Annotated in this window: 16 protein-coding genes and 7 tRNA genes; 10 read left to right on the top strand and 13 right to left on the bottom strand. The window is 72.7% G+C overall.

The window, feature by feature from the left end:
• Positions 1 to 12: 12 nt before the first annotated feature.
• From thrS to SNOUR_RS31500, 3 genes are all read right to left on the bottom strand, one after another.
• The gene (thrS, locus tag SNOUR_RS31510) at positions 13 to 1,995 is read right to left on the bottom strand and encodes a threonine--tRNA ligase (protein ID WP_067353769.1); all 1,983 of its coding nucleotides are present in this window, start codon (positions 1,993 to 1,995) and stop codon (positions 13 to 15) included.
• A gap of 102 nt (positions 1,996 to 2,097) precedes the next feature.
• Positions 2,098 to 3,309, bottom strand: a complete 1,212-nt coding sequence (locus SNOUR_RS31505) for a hypothetical protein (RefSeq protein WP_067353766.1) — start codon at positions 3,307 to 3,309, stop codon at positions 2,098 to 2,100.
• Positions 3,309 to 3,896, bottom strand: a complete 588-nt coding sequence (locus SNOUR_RS31500) for a DUF4365 domain-containing protein (RefSeq protein ID WP_067353763.1) — start codon at positions 3,894 to 3,896, stop codon at positions 3,309 to 3,311. Before SNOUR_RS31500 ends, SNOUR_RS31505 begins: the two co-directional genes overlap by 1 nt.
• Positions 3,897 to 4,122: 226 nt before the next feature.
• Here SNOUR_RS31500 and SNOUR_RS31495 point away from each other — a divergent pair, with 226 nt between their 5' ends.
• Positions 4,123 to 4,848, top strand: coding sequence for an exonuclease domain-containing protein (locus SNOUR_RS31495; protein ID WP_067358951.1), 726 nt, complete (start codon positions 4,123 to 4,125; stop codon positions 4,846 to 4,848).
• 137 nt (positions 4,849 to 4,985) lie between these two features.
• On the opposite strand, the gene SNOUR_RS31490 is transcribed toward SNOUR_RS31495, so the two are convergent.
• The 3 genes from SNOUR_RS31490 to SNOUR_RS31480 all read right to left on the bottom strand — a co-directional run bounded on the left by SNOUR_RS31490 (position 4,986) and on the right by SNOUR_RS31480 (position 5,771).
• Positions 4,986 to 5,057, bottom strand: a tRNA-Val gene (locus SNOUR_RS31490).
• An 84-nt stretch (positions 5,058 to 5,141) separates the two neighbouring features.
• Positions 5,142 to 5,612, bottom strand: coding sequence for an SRPBCC family protein (locus tag SNOUR_RS31485; protein WP_067353761.1), 471 nt, complete (start codon positions 5,610 to 5,612; stop codon positions 5,142 to 5,144).
• Positions 5,613 to 5,699: 87 nt separating this feature from the next.
• Positions 5,700 to 5,771 (bottom strand) — tRNA-Val (locus SNOUR_RS31480).
• A 374-nt stretch (positions 5,772 to 6,145) separates the two neighbouring features.
• On the opposite strand from SNOUR_RS31480, the gene SNOUR_RS31475 reads away from it, so the two are divergent.
• Entirely contained in the window at positions 6,146 to 6,559 is a 414-nt protein-coding gene (locus SNOUR_RS31475) for an SsgA family sporulation/cell division regulator (RefSeq protein WP_003959770.1), read from the top strand.
• Positions 6,560 to 6,775: 216 nt separating this feature from the next.
• Positions 6,776 to 7,342, top strand: coding sequence for a CGNR zinc finger domain-containing protein (locus tag SNOUR_RS31470; protein ID WP_067353759.1), 567 nt, complete (start codon positions 6,776 to 6,778; stop codon positions 7,340 to 7,342).
• A 73-nt stretch (positions 7,343 to 7,415) separates the two neighbouring features.
• On the opposite strand, the gene SNOUR_RS47300 is transcribed toward SNOUR_RS31470, so the two are convergent.
• Together SNOUR_RS47300 and SNOUR_RS31465 are read right to left on the bottom strand one after the other, a co-directional pair.
• The gene (locus tag SNOUR_RS47300; protein ID WP_167390759.1) at positions 7,416 to 7,571 is read right to left on the bottom strand and encodes a hypothetical protein; all 156 of its coding nucleotides are present in this window, start codon (positions 7,569 to 7,571) and stop codon (positions 7,416 to 7,418) included.
• Between the two features lie 68 nt (positions 7,572 to 7,639).
• Positions 7,640 to 8,086: a hypothetical protein gene (locus tag SNOUR_RS31465; RefSeq protein ID WP_039637974.1), complete on the bottom strand. Its 447-nt coding sequence runs from the start codon at positions 8,084 to 8,086 to the stop codon at positions 7,640 to 7,642.
• A gap of 173 nt (positions 8,087 to 8,259) precedes the next feature.
• Here SNOUR_RS31465 and SNOUR_RS31460 point away from each other — a divergent pair, with 173 nt between their 5' ends.
• Entirely contained in the window at positions 8,260 to 8,811 is a 552-nt protein-coding gene (locus SNOUR_RS31460) for a DsbA family protein (protein ID WP_067353756.1), read from the top strand.
• A gap of 69 nt (positions 8,812 to 8,880) precedes the next feature.
• Here SNOUR_RS31460 and SNOUR_RS31455 read toward each other — a convergent pair whose 3' ends face one another.
• Genes SNOUR_RS31455 through SNOUR_RS31445 form a run of 3 tightly spaced genes read right to left on the bottom strand, consistent with a single transcriptional unit; the run spans position 8,881 to position 11,642 of the window.
• Positions 8,881 to 9,711, bottom strand: coding sequence for a GNAT family N-acetyltransferase (locus SNOUR_RS31455; protein WP_067353754.1), 831 nt, complete (start codon positions 9,709 to 9,711; stop codon positions 8,881 to 8,883).
• A 39-nt stretch (positions 9,712 to 9,750) separates the two neighbouring features.
• On the bottom strand, positions 9,751 to 10,575 hold the full coding sequence (locus SNOUR_RS31450; protein WP_067353752.1) for an aminotransferase class IV: 825 nt from the start codon (positions 10,573 to 10,575) through the stop codon (positions 9,751 to 9,753).
• On the bottom strand, positions 10,572 to 11,642 hold the full coding sequence (locus SNOUR_RS31445) for a chorismate-binding protein (protein ID WP_159425939.1): 1,071 nt from the start codon (positions 11,640 to 11,642) through the stop codon (positions 10,572 to 10,574). The genes SNOUR_RS31450 and SNOUR_RS31445 overlap by 4 nt, the downstream gene beginning before the upstream one ends.
• A 177-nt stretch (positions 11,643 to 11,819) precedes the next feature.
• Between SNOUR_RS31445 and SNOUR_RS31440 the strand changes: the two genes are divergently transcribed.
• From SNOUR_RS31440 to SNOUR_RS31420, 5 genes are all read left to right on the top strand, one after another.
• A tRNA-Gly gene (locus SNOUR_RS31440) sits at positions 11,820 to 11,892 on the top strand.
• A 40-nt stretch (positions 11,893 to 11,932) separates the two neighbouring features.
• A tRNA-Cys gene (locus SNOUR_RS31435) sits at positions 11,933 to 12,006 on the top strand.
• Between the two features lies 1 nt (position 12,007).
• Positions 12,008 to 12,079: transfer RNA gene (locus tag SNOUR_RS31430), tRNA-Val, on the top strand.
• A gap of 24 nt (positions 12,080 to 12,103) precedes the next feature.
• A tRNA-Val gene (locus SNOUR_RS31425) sits at positions 12,104 to 12,175 on the top strand.
• A 39-nt stretch (positions 12,176 to 12,214) separates the two neighbouring features.
• Positions 12,215 to 12,286, top strand: a tRNA-Val gene (locus SNOUR_RS31420).
• 247 nt (positions 12,287 to 12,533) lie between these two features.
• Here SNOUR_RS31420 and SNOUR_RS31415 read toward each other — a convergent pair.
• Entirely contained in the window at positions 12,534 to 12,743 is a 210-nt protein-coding gene (locus SNOUR_RS31415) for a hypothetical protein (RefSeq protein WP_039637969.1), read from the bottom strand.
• 610 nt (positions 12,744 to 13,353) lie between these two features.
• Here SNOUR_RS31415 and SNOUR_RS31410 point away from each other — a divergent pair.
• Entirely contained in the window at positions 13,354 to 14,712 is a 1,359-nt protein-coding gene (locus SNOUR_RS31410) for a serine/threonine-protein kinase (protein ID WP_067353746.1), read from the top strand.
• Between the two features lie 129 nt (positions 14,713 to 14,841).
• Here SNOUR_RS31410 and SNOUR_RS31405 read toward each other — a convergent pair whose 3' ends face one another.
• Positions 14,842 to 15,663, bottom strand: a complete 822-nt coding sequence (locus SNOUR_RS31405; protein ID WP_067353744.1) for a TrmH family RNA methyltransferase — start codon at positions 15,661 to 15,663, stop codon at positions 14,842 to 14,844.
• Position 15,664 lies beyond the last annotated feature (1 nt).

Below are 15,664 nucleotides of genomic sequence, written 5' to 3'. Positions count from 1 at the left end.
ACCTCGACTCCGTCAGACCTGGACGCGGCGCTCCACCACGTCCAGCAGCTTGGCGATCGCCTCGTCGCGCGGGATGCCGTTCTCCTGCGAACCGTCGCGGTAGCGGAACGACACCGCCCCGGCGGCCATGTCCTCGTCACCGGCGAGGATCATGAACGGCACCTTGGCCTTCTGCGCGTTCCGGATCTTCTTCTGCATCCGGTCCGAGGAGGAGTCCACCTCGACCCGCAGCCCCTTGGCCTTCGCCTCCGCGGCGAACTCCTCCAGGTACGGGACGTGGGCGTCGCCGATCGGGATGCAGGTCGCCTGCACCGGGGCCAGCCACGCCGGGAAGGCACCCGCGTAGTGCTCCAGCAGCACCGCGAAGAACCGCTCGATGGAGCCGAACAGCGCCCGGTGGATCATGACGGGCTGCTGCTTGGAGCCGTCCGCCGCGGTGTACTCCAGGCCGAAGCGGGCGGGCTGCTGGAAGTCGACCTGGATGGTCGACATCTGCCAGGACCGGCCGATGGCGTCCTTCGCCTGGACCGAGATCTTCGGCCCGTAGAACGCGGCGCCACCCGGGTCGGGCACCAGCGGCAGCCCCTGCTTCTCGGCCGCCTGGCGCAGCGCCTCGGTGGCCTCCTCCCACTCCGCGTCCTCGCCGATGAACTTGTCGGACTCGGGGTCGCGGGTGGACAGCTCCAGCTCGAAGTCGGCCAGGCCGTAGTCGCGCAGCAGGTCCAGGACGAACGTGAGCAGGTTGTCCAGCTCGTCCGCCATCTGCTCCTTGGTGCAGTAGATGTGCGAGTCGTCCTGGGTGAAGCCGCGGGCGCGGGTCAGGCCGTGCACGACGCCCGACTTCTCGTAGCGGTAGACCGTGCCGAACTCGAAGAGCCGCAGCGGGAGTTCGCGGTACGACCGGCCGCGCGCCTTGAAGATCAGGTTGTGCATGGGGCAGTTCATCGCCTTGAGGCGGTAGTTCTGCCCGTCGAACTCCAGCGGCGGGAACATCGCCTCGCCGTAGTTCGGCAGGTGCCCGGAGGTCTCGAAGAGACTTTCCTTGGTGATGTGCGGGGTGTTGACGAACTCGTAGTCCGACAGCTCGTGCCGCTTGCGGGAGTAGTCCTCCATCACCCGGCGCACGACGCCGCCCTTGGGGTGGAAGACGGCGAGGCCGGAGCCCAGCTCCTCCGGGATGGAGAAGAGGTCCAGCTCGGCACCGAGCTTGCGGTGGTCGCGCTTCTCGGCCTCGGCGAGGAAGTCCAGGTACGCCTTGAGCTCGTCCTTGGTCGGCCAGGCGGTGCCGTAGATGCGCTGGAGCTGCGGGTTCTTCTCGCTGCCGCGCCAGTAGGCGGCGGCGGACCGCATCAGCTTGAAGACCGGGATGTGCCGGGTGCTGGGCAGGTGCGGGCCGCGGCACAGGTCCTTCCAGCACAGCTCGCCGGTCTTGGCGTCGAGGTTGTCGTAGATGCTGAGCTCGCCGGCGCCGACCTCGGCGGAGGCGCCCTCGGCGGCGTCCGCCGCGGAGCCCTTCAGGCCGATCAGCTCCAGCTTGTACGGCTCGTCCACCAGCTCGGCGCGGGCCTCGTCGTCGGACACCACACGGCGGGCGAACTTCTGCCCGCGCTTCTGGATCTCCTGCATCTTCTTCTCGATGCGCTTGAGATCGTCCGGGTGGAAGGGCTTCTCGACGTCGAAGTCGTAGTAGAAGCCGTCCTTGATCGGCGGACCGATGCCGAGCTTGGCCTCCGGGAAGAGCTCCTGCACGGCCTGGGCCATCACGTGCGCGGCGGAGTGCCGCAGGATGTTCAGGCCGTCCTCGGAGGTGATCTCCACGGGCTCGACCTCGTCGCCGTCGGCCAGCTCGTGGGTGAGGTCCTTCAGCTCGCCGGCCACCCGTGCGGCCACGACGCTGCGCTCGCCCTGGAAGAGGTCGGCGGCCGTAGTGCCCGTGGTCACCACGCGTTCTTCCCGCTCGGAATCGCGTTGGACGGTCACACGGACGTCTGACACCGGTCTCTCCTGACTCATGTCTCTCTCGCGTCAGCGTTTGCTGCGCTCCCGAATCGTACCGAGCCGCAGGACCGCACCGCGAAACGGATTGCCCCCGCCCGCTCAGGCGTCCGCCGGCGGCCCGCCGCACGCCGCGTCGGCGTCGTCGAATCCCCCGTCCCCGGGCTCCGCAGGATTCTCCCAGAGTGCCTTCAACAGCCGGTCGCGGTCGGCCGGATCGACCTGTACGGGGGTGACGTCCCGGCCGCCGGTGATCCGCCGGAAGCCGCCCCGGCTCTCCAGCCGGCCGCTGACCCGGATCGGCAGCCCGGCCAGATGCGCGTGCCCGGCGATCCGGTAGTCCTCCTCCTCCAGCGCGGCCCGCACCTGCCCCACGTCCGCCCCGGTGATCACCCGCAGCCGCACCGACCCCGGGCCGTCCGGCCGTTCCCGGCGCAGCCGCACGACGGTGCCGGTCACCCGCACCGGCAGCGACGGCTCGGTGCGGACGTAGCGCCGGGCCGCCTGCTGGAGCGCGGGCAGGTCGCCGGGGGAGAACTCGACGGGTTCGGGGCGGGCCGCGGAGCCGGCCGGGGTGCCGGCCGCGGGCGACCAGGCGATGCTGATCCGCACCCCCTCCGCGCCCCGCACCAACGCGATCAGCGCCTGCGCCAGCTCGTGGCAGACGCCCAGCCCGACCGCCGCGTCGAACGCCTCCATGCCGCCGGTGGCCCGCTGGTAGTCGGTGGCGTCCCGGGCCGCGTGCAGCGCCCGCTGAAGCCCGGCGACCACGTCCCGCCCGGCCGGTACGGGGACGAACGCGGCCAGGTGCCGCCCCGCCGGCGCCGGGCCGACCAGCACCTGGCCCAGGAACCCCTCGGCCCGCCGCTTGTGCCGGGCGCCGTAGAAGCCGGCCCGGGAGTAGCTGCCCAGCGCGCCGGCGGTCAGCAGGGCCCGGGCCGCGCCGCGCAGCTGCTCCTGCGCCACCCAGTGCGCGGTGCCGGGTCCGCCGTCGGGCACCTCGCGCTCCCAGCGGACCTCGTCGCTGGGCACCGCCAGTCCGACCAGCACCTCCCGGGCCGAGGGCGCGGCGCTCCGCTCCAGCGCCGCCAACGCCTCGGCCAGCAGCTCGGCGCTGTCCGGAAAGAGACGGTCGTGGGGCACCAGCAGGCTGGTGCCGCCCGACCCGTCCGGCGGGATCCAGCGGGCGTAGTCGCCGGCCGGGCCGCCCCGGCGCCGCCAGCCGTGCCGGGCCAGCAGGGCGCCGAGCACCGCCGGGTCGAGTCGCGCGGGGTCCGGTGACCGCGCGCCGTAGTCGTCGATCGGCCGGTCCATCAGGGCCTCCCTCCCGCCCCGACCCGCGTCATGATCTCGCGGAGCGCGCGGTCGTCGAAGATCCGCGTGGTCGGGATCCGCACAGTGGTCCTGCGCCGACCGGTCACCGGATGGCCGGCGAGGTTGATCCAGTAGCAGCAGTGCCGCAGTTCGAGGTGGTCGTGCCCGGCCCGCAGCCAGTCCTCCGGATCCCGCGGGACGAGCATCACGACGAGGATCTTGTGCACCGCCACCGGCGTGCGGGCCAGCTTCACCAGGTGGTCGTTGTCGAGCGTGAAGGCGAAGGTGGGCCCGGGCGGGCGCGGGGCGGTCTGGTAGGTGCACTTGAGCTGCACCTTGATGGTCACCTCGTCGTCGACGGCGTGGTCGGGCGCGGCGTGGCTGACGTGCCAGTCGATCCCGTTGTCCGGGAAGGGCTGGGCCAGCGAGCACCCGGAGGCGGCGGCGACCGCGTGCAGGTAGCCCACCTGGAGTGTTTCCATGCAGGCCGTGGTGGCCAGGCCACCGCGCTGCGAGGTGAGTGAGGGCCGGGGGTACCGCCCGCTTGCGGGGGACAGCCCGCCCGGTTCGGGCTGCGCGAGGGTCATCGCGGGATGCCTTCCGGGCCGTGGCGAATCGATGCGGCGGGGCGGCGGGGCGGGACCCGGCGCGGGGGAGACGCCGGGCCGCGCGGTGTGCGCCGGCCCGTCACTGTGGTTGTCTCCGCGTCAGACCGGCCGCAAACAAGGGCGGTTCGAGCCGACCTGGTCTCGGGTATCACCAGCTCGGGTGACGTGCACCGTCATCCCCCGTACGACCGCGAGGAGTTGGATGATGCCGCGCTGGTATGACGGTCCACTTGCCGCCTTCGACACCGAGACGACGGGCATCGACGTGGAGCGCGATCGCATCGTCTCGGCCGCCCTGGTCGTCCAGGAGACCCCGCGCGCCGCCCCGCGCATCACCCGCTGGCTGATCAACCCGGGGGTGGAGATACCCGAGGCCGCGACCGCGGTGCACGGACTCACGGCCGATCACCTCGCGCTGCACGGCCGCTGGCCGGCGCCGGTGCTGGAGGAGCTGGCCCGCGCGCTGGCCGCCCAGGCGGTGGCCGGTCGGCCGCTGGTGGTGATGAACGCGCCGTTCGATCTCACACTCCTGGAGCGGGAGTTGAAGCGCCACCGCGCCAGCTCACTGGGCACCTATCTGGGGGCGTACCCCCTGCACGTCCTCGACCCGCGCGTCCTGGACAAGCACCTGGACCGCTACCGCAAGGGCCGTCGCACCCTCACCGATCTCTGCGCGCACTACGAGGTCGAGCTGACCGACGCCCACGAGGCGGCGGCGGACGCACTGGCCGCGCTGCGGGTGGTCCGGGAGGTGGGCCTGCGCTTCGCCGACCGGCTGGAGGGGCTGCAGCCGGCCGAGCTGCACACCCGGCAGGCGGTCTGGCACGCGGCCCAGGCCCGCGGCCTCCAGGCGTGGTTCGCCCGCAGCGGCTCCCCCGAGCCGGTCGACCCGCACTGGCCGCTGCGGCCGGAACTCCCCTCCGCGGCCTGATCCCTCATCAGGACTCCCACCGCGCTCTCCCCGAGGGTCACCGCCGTCGACCGCGCAAGCGCGCGCCCCGGATCACGGCCGCACCGACCAACAAAAAGGACCGGACCGCCTTTTGGCGGCCCGGTCCTCGATCCCGGTGGGCGATACTGGGTTCGAACCAGTGACCTCTTCGGTGTGAACGAAGCGCTCTCCCACTGAGCTAATCGCCCGGGTGTCGGCGGGGTTTCCCTCGCGAACGACCTGAACGATACAGGTCGTCACGCCCTTCCATCAAATTCCTGTCCCGCCGCCCCTCACCCGCGGGCCAGCCAGGCCCTCAGACCGCGCCGCCCGGCCCGCATCATCAGCGCGTGGTTGATCCGGAACACCGGCCGTCCCAGCAGCGCCCAGCGCCGCAGCACCGGCTTGCGGACCTCCACCTCCTGCTCGAAGACGGCCCGCGTACCGCCCTCCCCCGGCATGATCGTCCAGCGCGCCCAGCCGGCCAGGTCCCCGCGCATCCCTATTTCCAGCACCCGGGCCCCCGGATCCCGCAGGGTCTCGGTCGCCACCACGGTCAGCTCGTACGGCAGGAAGGACCGGAACCGCGCGGTGCCGCTGCGGTCGTCGAGCGGGACGACCTCACGCACCTGCGGCCACCAGCAGGGATACGCCTCGGCCCGCCCCAGCACCGCGTAGACGACGGCGGGCGGGGCATGCAGCAGCCAGACGCTACGGAAGCGGTAGCGGTGCAGGCGGCAGGATCGACCTGACGAGTCGGGCATGATCCCAGTGTGCGCCCCCGCCGCCCGGGAACGGCCCAACAACCGCGACGGCCCGGAGACTTGAAGTCTCCGGGCCGTCGTCCGGGGTGGGCGATACTGGGTTCGAACCAGTGACCTCTTCGGTGTGAACGAAGCGCTCTCCCACTGAGCTAATCGCCCGGGCGCATCGACAACATTACCGCACGTCGGGGGCGCTCCTGACCACCGTCGCGACATCGCCGATCTCCACCCGGCACGCACCGGGCACCCGGCCGTGCGCCGGGCACCGACCCCCGACGCCCGGCACGCCGAACCGACCGAGATCATCGCGAAGCGCTCCCCGCTCCATTACTCTGCGTATTCGTATCGCCTATGCAACCGGCATGTTCGCCTGGCCGAACTCACCGCCGAGGACGCTCGCGCAATCCGCCGTAAGAGGTACCTGAAGCCACACAAAACCGTCAGAGGGGTTTACAACGGCACCGTAGGTGGCATGTCGATTTCGCCGACGTGCGAATCCCCGAGCGCACACTGAGCGAAAGGCCCTGGCGCTTATGAACACCACGGTCAGCTGCGAGCTGCACCTGCGCCTCGTTGTGTCGAGCGAGTCCTCACTGCCTGTACCCGCGGGCCTGCGGTATGACACGGCCGATCCGTATGCCGTGCACGCCACCTTCCACACCGGAGCCGAGGAAACGGTTGAGTGGGTCTTCGCCCGCGACCTCCTCGCCGAGGGCCTGCATCGGCCCACGGGCACCGGAGACGTCCGCGTGTGGCCGTCCCGGAGCCATGGACAGGGCGTCGTCTGCATCGCCCTGAGCTCCCCGGAGGGGGAAGCCCTCCTGGAGGCGCCGGCGCGGGCACTGGAATCGTTCCTCAAGCGGACGGATGCCGCCGTACCACCCGGTACGGAACACCGGCATTTCGACCTCGACACCGAGCTCTCCCACATCCTGGCGGAGAGCTGAGACGCAGCACGCACACCCACCCGCTCACACTTGCGACCGTCCGACTCGGGGAGACGGCGCAGGACCGACAAGTTCACACGGCACACTTCGGCGCCGTCGTCGCGGACCCACCGCGGGGACGGCGCCGAGGCTTGTCCCAGGCGCTAGAGTCGGCGACCATTCGCCAACGACACCGGGGCGGCAGCGGCCGACCCCACCCGGCCAGGGAGCGGAACCGTGATGATCACCCATGACACCCGGTGCGCGCTGGACGCGGTCGTCGATCTGCTGAACACCGCCCCCGAGGGCGACTCCCCCGGCGCCCCGGACAGCCTGACCGACCTCGCGGCCCTCGCGGAGTTCGTCCGGCGCAACGATGTCAGCGACGTGGGATCCCTCGGCCCGGACGACCTGGCGGCCGTACGGGCCGTCCGGGCGCGGTTCGCTGAGGTCTTCGCCGCCGGCGACGACCGCGCCGCCGCCGCACGGCTGAACACGCTGGTCGCCTCGGCGGGCACCACCCCGCGACTGACCGACCACGACGGCTACGACTGGCACGTCCACTACTTCGCGCCGGGCGCCTCGGTCGCCGACCACCTGGCCGCGGACGGCGGGATGGCGCTGTCCTTCATCCTCGTCGCCGGGGAGCGCGAGCGGCTGCGGCGCTGTGAGGCACCGGACTGCCGGCACGCCTTCGTCGACCTCTCCCGCAACCGCTCGCGGCGCTACTGCGACAGCCGGACCTGCGGGAACCGGCTGCACGTCGCGGCGTACCGCGCACGGCGGCGGGAGGCGGCGGGCTGAGCGACCGCGGCGGGTACGGCCCGCGGTCGCACGGCGACAGGCGGGCCGGGTCCGCACCCGGCCGGTGCGGACCTCAGAGGATGTAGAGGTCGTGTACCGCGCCTAGCAGGAGCAGTAGGCCGATCACGGCTAGGAAGAGCATCAGCGGCGGCTGGGACAGCGCGAACAGGCAACCGCGTGGCTCGGGGGACGGGGCGTCGTCTTGGGCGAGGGCGCACTCATCGTTCATCTCGCGCGCATCATCGCGCAGATGATCGTCCCGGAAGCCGCGATAGGCCGCTCAGCAGCGGGAGTTCATCAGATCCCGTGCTTTTTCAGGATCGCTTCGATGTCCGAGAAGTCATCCTTGGGAGCGCTGCCCGCGCTCGGCGCGGGGGTGCTCTTCGGGGCCTTCCGGCCGGGGCCGAGGGACGGCGCAGAGGCGGCCGGCGCCACCGCCGGCGCCCCGGAACCCGCCGCGGCCCGGCGCTCCTTGCGACCGGCTATCCCACGGCGCCGCTCCACCAGCCTGCTGATCGCGAACAGCCCCGCGGAGAGTGCGAGCACCCCGAACCCGGCCCAGACCGTGGGCTTGAAGACGATGCTGGTGACCCAGTCGATGACACCCGTCATGACCAGGCCGATCGGGATCAGGGCGAAGGCGGCGATCCGGGTCGCGGCCAGGAAACGCTTGCGATAAGCGGTCAGCGCGGCGATACCCAGGCCCGCTGCCGACACCGCGGCACAGACTGTCGAGGTCAGCATCCGGTCCTCCTGCCGGTCCCATGGGCGAGCGGGCGTTCCGCGCTCCCCTCCATCCTGCCCCCTCCGACCCCGCACAGGCCATGTCCGGGCCAGGACCTCAGGGAGATCTCCGGGTCGCCCTCCTCCGCAGGTCCGGGTTCCTCCCCAGGGCGGCGGGCTGGAAGACTGGCCGTATGAACGACGCCGCCGCCTCCGGCCCCACCAGTCCCGTCAGCCCCGACCGCCCCGTCCTGGACGTGTGGTGCGATCTGCAGTGCCCGGACTGCGCCACCGCCCTCGCGGACGTACGGGCGCTGCGCGAGCGCTTCGGCGACCGGCTGGAGATCCGGCTGCGGCACTTCCCGCTGACCAAGCACAAGCACGCCTACGCGGCCGCCCAGGCCGCCGAGGAGGCCGCCGAACAGGGGCAGGGCTGGCCGTACATCGAGGCGTTGCTGGCGCGGACCGCGGAGCTCGGCAAGCACGGCGAGAAGGTGCTGCTCGACGTCGCCGGGGAGCTGGGGCTGGACGCCGAGGAGATCGACACCGCGCTGGTCGACGGGCGGCACCTGCTGGCGGTGGACGCGGACCAGGCCGAGGGCAAGGCGATCGGGGTGACGGGCACCCCGACGTACGAGATCGGCGGCGAGCGGCTGGACGGCGGCAAGAGCCAGGAGGGGCTGCGCGCCCGGATCGAGGAGATCGCCGAACGGCTGCTGGCCGGGCCGGACTCCGCAGCGGGCTGACGCGACCGCGGCCCGGCCGCCCGCTCCGGTCGGGCCCGTCAGGCCCCGCTGGCCGGTCGGTGGAGCGCGTCAGAGGATCGGCTTCCACATCCGGTACGCGGTGGTCCGGTAGCCCAGCGAGCGGTACAGACCCAGCGCCGCGGCGTTGTCCGGGTGGACGTTGAGCGCCAGCGAGGAGCGGCCAGCGGCCAGGGTCTCCCGTTCGGCGACCAGCATCAGGCTGCGGCCGTGCCCCTCGCCGCGGCGCTCGGGCGCCACCCGCACGTCCATCACGTACCCGCCGGGCTGCCCGGGGAGCCGCAGGGCGAGCCACAGGGTGCCGACGTCGGTGCCCTCGTGGGCGAGGACCCGCAGGACGTGACCGGGGGTGGCCGCGCCCTCGGGGAGCAGTGCCGCGTGCTCGGCGGGCACGGTCGCCTCGGCGCGTTCGCGGGGCATCCCCTCGGCGGTCTGCTGCCGGACGCGCTCGGCGATCGCGGCGTCCCGCCAGGCCGGGTACCCGTCCTCGGGCATCGGCCGGTCGACGCTGCCGTCGGGCAGCCCGCCGGGGCGGGTGAGGGCCCGGGTCATGATCCGGCCGCGTTCGATGTAGCCCAGCGCCGCCGAGAGCCGCACCGCGGCCTCGGCGTCCGTGGGCACGGTCAGTTCGATCTGTCGGCAGCCCCAGCCGCGCAGCACCTCCTCGGCGGCCAGCGCGGCGACCGTGGCGCGGCCCCGGTGCCGGTCGGGGGCCTCGACGTGCAGTGCCTCGATCCGGCCCGCGGTGGGCCCGAAGCGGGCGTCCGTGGCCAGTTGGATCCCGCCGACCCGGCGGCTGTTGACGCAGATGTCGTAGGGGCGGGACCGGCGGCCGTCGTCGTGTCGTACTTCGGGGCCCGCGGGGCGCAGCGTAGTGGTCACGAAGGACTTTCTACTCGCCCGCCCGCGGGCCCGTCACCCTCAGCGCGGGTCGAAGTCGGCGGCGGACTCCCGGTCGAAGATCCGCATCGCCTCGGCGGTCACCGGGCCCGGCTCGTCGGCGAGTTGGCGGCCGTCGATCCGGGTCACGGCCTGGACGTCGCGCAACGTGGAGGTCAGGAAGATCTCCTCGGCGCTCTCCAGGACGTCCAGCGGCAGGTCGGTCTCCTTGGCGCCGGCCCAGGCGACGGTGAGGGCGCGGGTGATGCCGGCCAGACAACCGGAGTGCAGCGGCGGGGTGTGCAGTTCACCGTCGAGGACGACGAAGACGTTGGAGCCGGTGCCCTCGCAGAGCGCGCCGGTGGTGTTGGCGAACAGCGCCTCGGAGGCGCCCTGTTCGCGGGCGCGGGCCAGGGCGACGACGTTCTCACCGTACGACGTGGTCTTCAGGCCGGTGAGGGCGCCGCGCTCGTTGCGGGTCCAGGGGACCGTGACGGCGGCGGTGGTGTCCGGCCGCCGGCTGGTCGCGGAGACGGCGACGACCAGGGTCGGGCCGGCCTCGCCACGGTCCGAGCCGAGCGGCGAGACACCGCCGGTGTAGGTGATCCGCAGCCGGCCCAGCGGCATCGGGTTGGCGTCCAGGACGGCCGTGCAGCCGCGCCGCACCTCGTCGAGGTCGGGTTCGGGCAGGCCGAGCCCCCGAGCGGAGGTGGCCAGGCGCTCCAGGTGGCGGGTGAGGGCGAAGGCCCGCCCCCGCTCGGCCTTGATCGTCTCGAAGACCCCGTCGCCGACCGTGAGGCCGTGGTCGAAGACCGAGACGCGGGCGCCTTCGGCGTCCCGCAGTTCCCCGTCGAGCCAGATCTTCATCGCTTGGGTCCTTCCGTCACTTCGTGCTCACCGGACGCTACCGCGAGCAGCCGGCGCGCCTTCAACTCGGTCTCCGCCCACTCCCGCTCCGGGTCCGAGTCCCAGATGATCCCGGCCCCCGCGCCGAAGCGGAGCACCGGCCCCTCGGTGGTGGCGCGGTCGATCCAGAACGTGCGGATGCCGACGTTGAGCCAGCCGGTACGGCGGTCGGCGTCCACCCAGCCGATGCCGCCGCAGTACGGACCGCGCGGGGCGGTCTCCAACTCGTCGATGATCCGCAGGGCGCTGGACTTGGGGGCTCCGGTGACCGACCCGGGCGGGAAGGTGGCACCGAGCAGATCGGCCCACGCCGTCTTCTCGTGTGCCTCGGCCAGTTCACCGCGCACGGTGGAGACGAGGTGGACCAGGCCGGGGTGCTCCTCCACGGCGCACAGGGCGGGGACGGTCACCGAGCCGGTGGCGCAGACCCGCCCGAGGTCGTTGCGGACCAGGTCCACGATCATCACGTTCTCCGCCCGGTCCTTCCCCGAGAGGTCCGCGGCGACGCGGCCGGTTCCCTTGATGGGACCGGACTCGACGGTGCGGCCGTCCCGGCGCAGGAAGAGCTCCGGGGAGGCGGTCGCGATCTCGACGCCGTGGCCGGGCAAACGAATCGTTCCTGCGTAGGGCGCGGGGTTGCCGTGCGCCAGGACCACGGAGAGCGCGTCCACGTCGGCGCGCTCGGGGTCGGGCAACGGCGCGGTCAGGACCCGGCAGAGGTTGACCTGATAGACCGTGCCGGCCGCGATGTGGGCCCGGATGCGCCGTACGCCTTCCGTATAGGCGGCGCGGTCCAGCGAGCTGCGCCAGTCGGCCGGGGCGGGGCCGCGCCAGGCGCCGGGCGCCGGGGCGTCCGCGGCGGTGGCGGGGCGTACGTCGCCGAAGCGGGCGCAGACCACGCCCCCCTCGAAGTCGGCGGTCACCGCCCACCAGCCCGCGGAATCCAGTGCCGCCGGATCGCTGGTCACATCGCGCAGGTCGGTGGCTATCAGGCCGCCGAAGCGGGCCATCGGAGCGAAATCGTGCACGTCAGTGAGTCTATGGCGGGGCACCCTCGATCGCCCGGGCCGACCGAGCACCGCAGCACGCTGCACAAACGCGTTTTTGTACTGGCCCAGGAATCCGCTAGAGTTCAACACGTCGCCGGGACGCGGAAGCGCCCCGGAGGCCAGGTAGCTTCCCGACCCAGTCAGGGAGAGCCGCCTGCGGACGTAGCTCAGTTGGTAGAGCACCACCTTGCCAAGGTGGATGTCGCGAGTTCGAGTCTCGTCGTCCGCTCGATGTGGGGGATCATCCCGAACCCCCTGCACACACTCCTGGTGGAGTGGCCGAGAGGCGAGGCAACGGCCTGCAAAGCCGTCTACACGGGTTCAAATCCCGTCTCCACCTCCAAGGACGATTAGCTCAGCGGGAGAGCGCTTCCCTGACACGGAAGAGGTCACTGGTTCAATCCCAGTATCGTCCACTGATCCGGTAACGCCGGATCCCCGCGCGATTAGCTCAGCGGGAGAGCGCTTCCCTGACACGGAAGAGGTCACTGGTTCAATCCCAGTATCGCGCACGCAGTGCCCGCGGTGATCTTTGAGATCCGCGGTCCCGAGGACGATTAGCTCAGCGGGAGAGCGCTTCCCTGACACGGAAGAGGTCACTGGTTCAATCCCAGTATCGTCCACACCGAAGCCTGAGGGCCGGAGCAGCAGCTCCGGCCCTCAGGCGTTTGTGCCATCGCGTTTCGGCGACCAACTCCCCCGGGCTGCGAGGCAGTTCCCGAAAAGCCCGACGGGCGGTTCCCGAAAGCCCGATGGCCGGGCATCTCCCCAGATGCCCGGCCACTCGTGCCGTCCGCCGCACCCCCGTCCCCACGGGGTTTCGGCCGGAAGTCCCCGTCCCGGGCCGCTCTCCCAGGACCGGGACGCCGCTCAGCGCCCCAGCATTCCGACCACGGACGACGCCTGTGTGACGACGGCCTCCCAGCCGCCGAAGACCACGGCCAGGAGGAAGACCAGCGGCAGCACCATGGCGACCGCTATGAGGGGATGACGGGTGCCGGCGGGCCGGCTGCCGCCGAGCGCGGTGGTGGCCTCGCGGCCCCGCGTCCGGAGGGCCGTCCGCCCCGTACTGTCCGCCATCCTTCTGCTCCTGTCGTGTTCCAGGGCGGCGGGCGTCTGACCTCGGGGGACGAGAGCTGCGCCCGCCGCTTGACCTCAAGCCTAGGCGCGTGTGGGGGTAGCGGGCGTCATGCCGTCGTACCGCTTGGCGGGCCTCCGGGAGGATGACGGGAGGGGGTCCGGAGTACTCCCCTGGGTGGAGAGAACGGGGGTGGGGCCCGGAGAGATCCCTGACAGGGGCGCAAGGCGCAGGTGGGCGGCGCCACGGCGGGTATCGGGTTTGTCGGGCGCAAGGGTGTCGAAACGGTGACTTCGATCACTCGGGGCGCTCCCCCGCGACCGGCCGCGCCCGCCGCGGGACGGGGCTCGCGGGATCCGGGGTCCGCGCCGCCCCCGCACCTTTCGCACCGTCAAACTCCCTTGGAAAAGGGATCATTGGGGGACGGTGCGGGTAGCGAGGCCGGGGGGCGGGCCGATTTCCTTCCGTGCGGCGGGGATCGGGACGGCCGCGGGTAATCCGGTTGCCGACGCATGCGCGGCCTCTCAGCACAGCGAGCCGGCAATCCGTAAGCTGTGCCACGTCAGACGGTTGAGCGGAGTGGGGCCTCCCCACCGCAGGCAGGGGACGGACATGGCGATGATGCGGCTCCGACGCGAGGACCCGCGTGTCGTCGGATCGTTCCGACTGCACCGCCGGCTCGGCGCGGGCGGGATGGGCGTGGTCTACCTCGGCTCGGACAAGCGCGGGCAGCGGGTCGCCCTGAAGGTGATCCGGCCGGATCTGGCGGAGGATCAGGAATTCCGGTCGCGGTTCGCCCGCGAGGTCTCGGCCGCCCGGCGGATCCGCGGCGGCTGTACGGCGCGCCTGGTGGCGGCCGACCTGGACGCCGACCGCCCGTGGTTCGCCACCCAGTACGTCCCCGGTCCCTCGCTGCACGACAAGGTGAACGAGGAGGGGCCGCTCTCCCCCGCGCAGGTCGCCGCCATCGGGGCGGCGCTGTCCGAGGGGCTGCTGGCCGTCCATGACGCGGGCGTGGTGCACCGGGACCTGAAGCCGTCCAACATCCTGCTGTCGCCCAAGGGCCCGCGGATCATCGACTTCGGCATCGCCTGGGCCACCGGGGCCAGCACGTTGACGCACGTCGGGACGGCTGTCGGGTCGCCCGGCTTCCTGGCGCCGGAGCAGGTGCGCGGCGCCGCGGTGACACCGGCCACCGACATCTTCTCGTTGGGCGCCACGCTCGCCTATGCCTGCACCGCGGACTCGCCGTTCGGACAGGGGAGTTCGGAGGTCATGCTCTACCGCGTGGTCCACGAGGAGGCGCAGCTGGCCGGGGTGCCGGACGCGCTGGCGCCGCTGCTCGCGGCATGCCTCGCCAAGGACCCGGCGGACCGGCCCAGCACGCTGTCGCTGTCGCTGCGGCTGAAGGAGATCGCGGCCCGTGAGGCGCACGGGCACTCGGGCGGGGCCTGGGAGAACGGTGCGGGGGGCGCGGACGGCTGGGAGCGCGCGGAGCGGCGGCCGTCGGGACGTCCGACCGGACAGCGCGCCGAGGAGTACGCGCGCCAGCGGACCGAGCGGGGGGCGGACGGCACCCCCGCGCCGCGTCCCCGGCCGGCCCGGCCGGCGGCGTCCCGGGACGCCGCGTCCCGCGGCGGGGCGGCGCGGGCGCAGGGACCGGCGTCGGGGGCCAACTCGCGGACCGGCGGGCGGAACACCGGGCGGGGGCCGGCCTCCCGGCCCACCGGGCGAAACGGTTCGCGCACCCCGGTGCGCACCGGCGCGGGCGGCCGGCGGCCGGGCCCGGACCGTCGGCTGCTGCGGCAGCGCGTCGTGGTGTTCGTGGTGGTGACGCTGCTGGTGGCGCTCGGGATCGCGGCGGCCCAGGGGTGTCAGGGGCCGACCCGCGGGCTGGGTGTGGAGCGGCCGGTGAGCGTCGCGTCGCACGACGGCGGCGGCACGCCCGGTGGCGGAGCCCAGCGTCCCTGACGGCGCATCACCTCGGCCGCCCGGGGGCGGTGGAGGGGGCTCGGGGTTGGGGCCTTAGGGGGTGGGGGAACGGATTCCCTAGGGGGTGTGTGGGCCCCCTGCGGGGCCACAACGGGGCGGGTGGGGGGATTATTCCGGAGGCCGGCGGGGCGTGGAGACCGCGTAGAAGGCGACCGCGGCGGCGGCGCCGACGTTGAGGGAGTCCACGCCGTGGGCCATCGGGATGCGGACCCATTCGTCGGCGGCGCGGAGGGCGCCCGTGGTCAGGCCGCCGCCCTCCGCGCCGAGCATCAGGGCGACGCGTTCGAGGGTGTGCGGGGCGACCTCGTCGATGCCGGTGGCCCCTTCGGCCGGGGTCAGCGCGAGCAGCTTGAAGCCCGCCTCCCGTACGACGGCCAGGTCGCGCGGCCAGCTCTCCAGGCGGGCGTACGGGACCGAGAACACCGCGCCCATGGAGACCTTCACCGAGCGGCGGTAGAGCGGGTCGGCGCAGTCCGGGGACAGCAGGACCGCGTCCATGCCGAGGGCCGCGGCGCTGCGGAAGATGGCGCCGATGTTGGTGTGGTCGTTGACCGCCTCCATGACCGCGATCCGCCGGGTGCCGGCGAGGAGTTCGGCGGCCGTGGGCAGCGGCTTGCGCTGCATGGAGGCGAGCGCGCCGCGGTGCACGTGATAGCCCGTCACCCGCTCGGCGAGGTCCGGGCTGACGGCGTAGACCGGGGCCGGGACCTCGTCGATGACGTCGCGCATGACGTCGACCCACTTGGCCGAGAGCAGCATGGAGCGCATCTCGTAGCCGGCGTGCCGGGCGCGGCGGATGACCTTCTCGCCCTCGGCGATGAAGAGTCCTTCGGCCGGTTCGCGGCGGCGCCGCAGCTCGACGTCGGTGAGGCCGGTGTAGTCGCGCAGCCGCGGGTCGTCCGGGTCATCGACGGTGATGATTTCTGCCACG

The sequence above is a fragment of the Streptomyces noursei ATCC 11455 genome, assembly GCF_001704275.1.
In the GTDB taxonomy this organism is placed as follows: Bacteria; Actinomycetota; Actinomycetes; order Streptomycetales; family Streptomycetaceae; genus Streptomyces; species Streptomyces noursei.
The sequence above is the reverse complement of the archived record's forward strand: the minus strand, read 5'-3'. Positions and strand labels throughout refer to the sequence as shown.

Excerpts from the sequence above, each read along its gene's own strand:
- SNOUR_RS31505 (WP_067353766.1), bottom strand. The coding sequence starts at position 3,309 with ATGGACCGGCCGATCGACGACTACGGCGCGCGGTCACCGGACCCCGCG.
- SNOUR_RS31500 (WP_067353763.1), bottom strand. The coding sequence starts at position 3,896 with ATGACCCTCGCGCAGCCCGAACCGGGCGGGCTGTCCCCCGCAAGCGGG.
- SNOUR_RS31495 (WP_067358951.1), top strand. The coding sequence starts at position 4,123 with ATGCCGCGCTGGTATGACGGTCCACTTGCCGCCTTCGACACCGAGACG.
- SNOUR_RS31485 (WP_067353761.1), bottom strand. The coding sequence starts at position 5,612 with ATGCCCGACTCGTCAGGTCGATCCTGCCGCCTGCACCGCTACCGCTTC.
- SNOUR_RS31475 (WP_003959770.1), top strand. The coding sequence starts at position 6,146 with ATGAACACCACGGTCAGCTGCGAGCTGCACCTGCGCCTCGTTGTGTCG.
- SNOUR_RS47300 (WP_167390759.1), bottom strand. The coding sequence starts at position 7,571 with ATGAACGATGAGTGCGCCCTCGCCCAAGACGACGCCCCGTCCCCCGAG.
- SNOUR_RS31465 (WP_039637974.1), bottom strand. The coding sequence starts at position 8,086 with ATGCTGACCTCGACAGTCTGTGCCGCGGTGTCGGCAGCGGGCCTGGGT.
- SNOUR_RS31460 (WP_067353756.1), top strand. The coding sequence starts at position 8,260 with ATGAACGACGCCGCCGCCTCCGGCCCCACCAGTCCCGTCAGCCCCGAC.
- SNOUR_RS31450 (WP_067353752.1), bottom strand. The coding sequence starts at position 10,575 with ATGAAGATCTGGCTCGACGGGGAACTGCGGGACGCCGAAGGCGCCCGC.
- SNOUR_RS31415 (WP_039637969.1), bottom strand. The coding sequence starts at position 12,743 with ATGGCGGACAGTACGGGGCGGACGGCCCTCCGGACGCGGGGCCGCGAG.
- SNOUR_RS31410 (WP_067353746.1), top strand. The coding sequence starts at position 13,354 with ATGGCGATGATGCGGCTCCGACGCGAGGACCCGCGTGTCGTCGGATCG.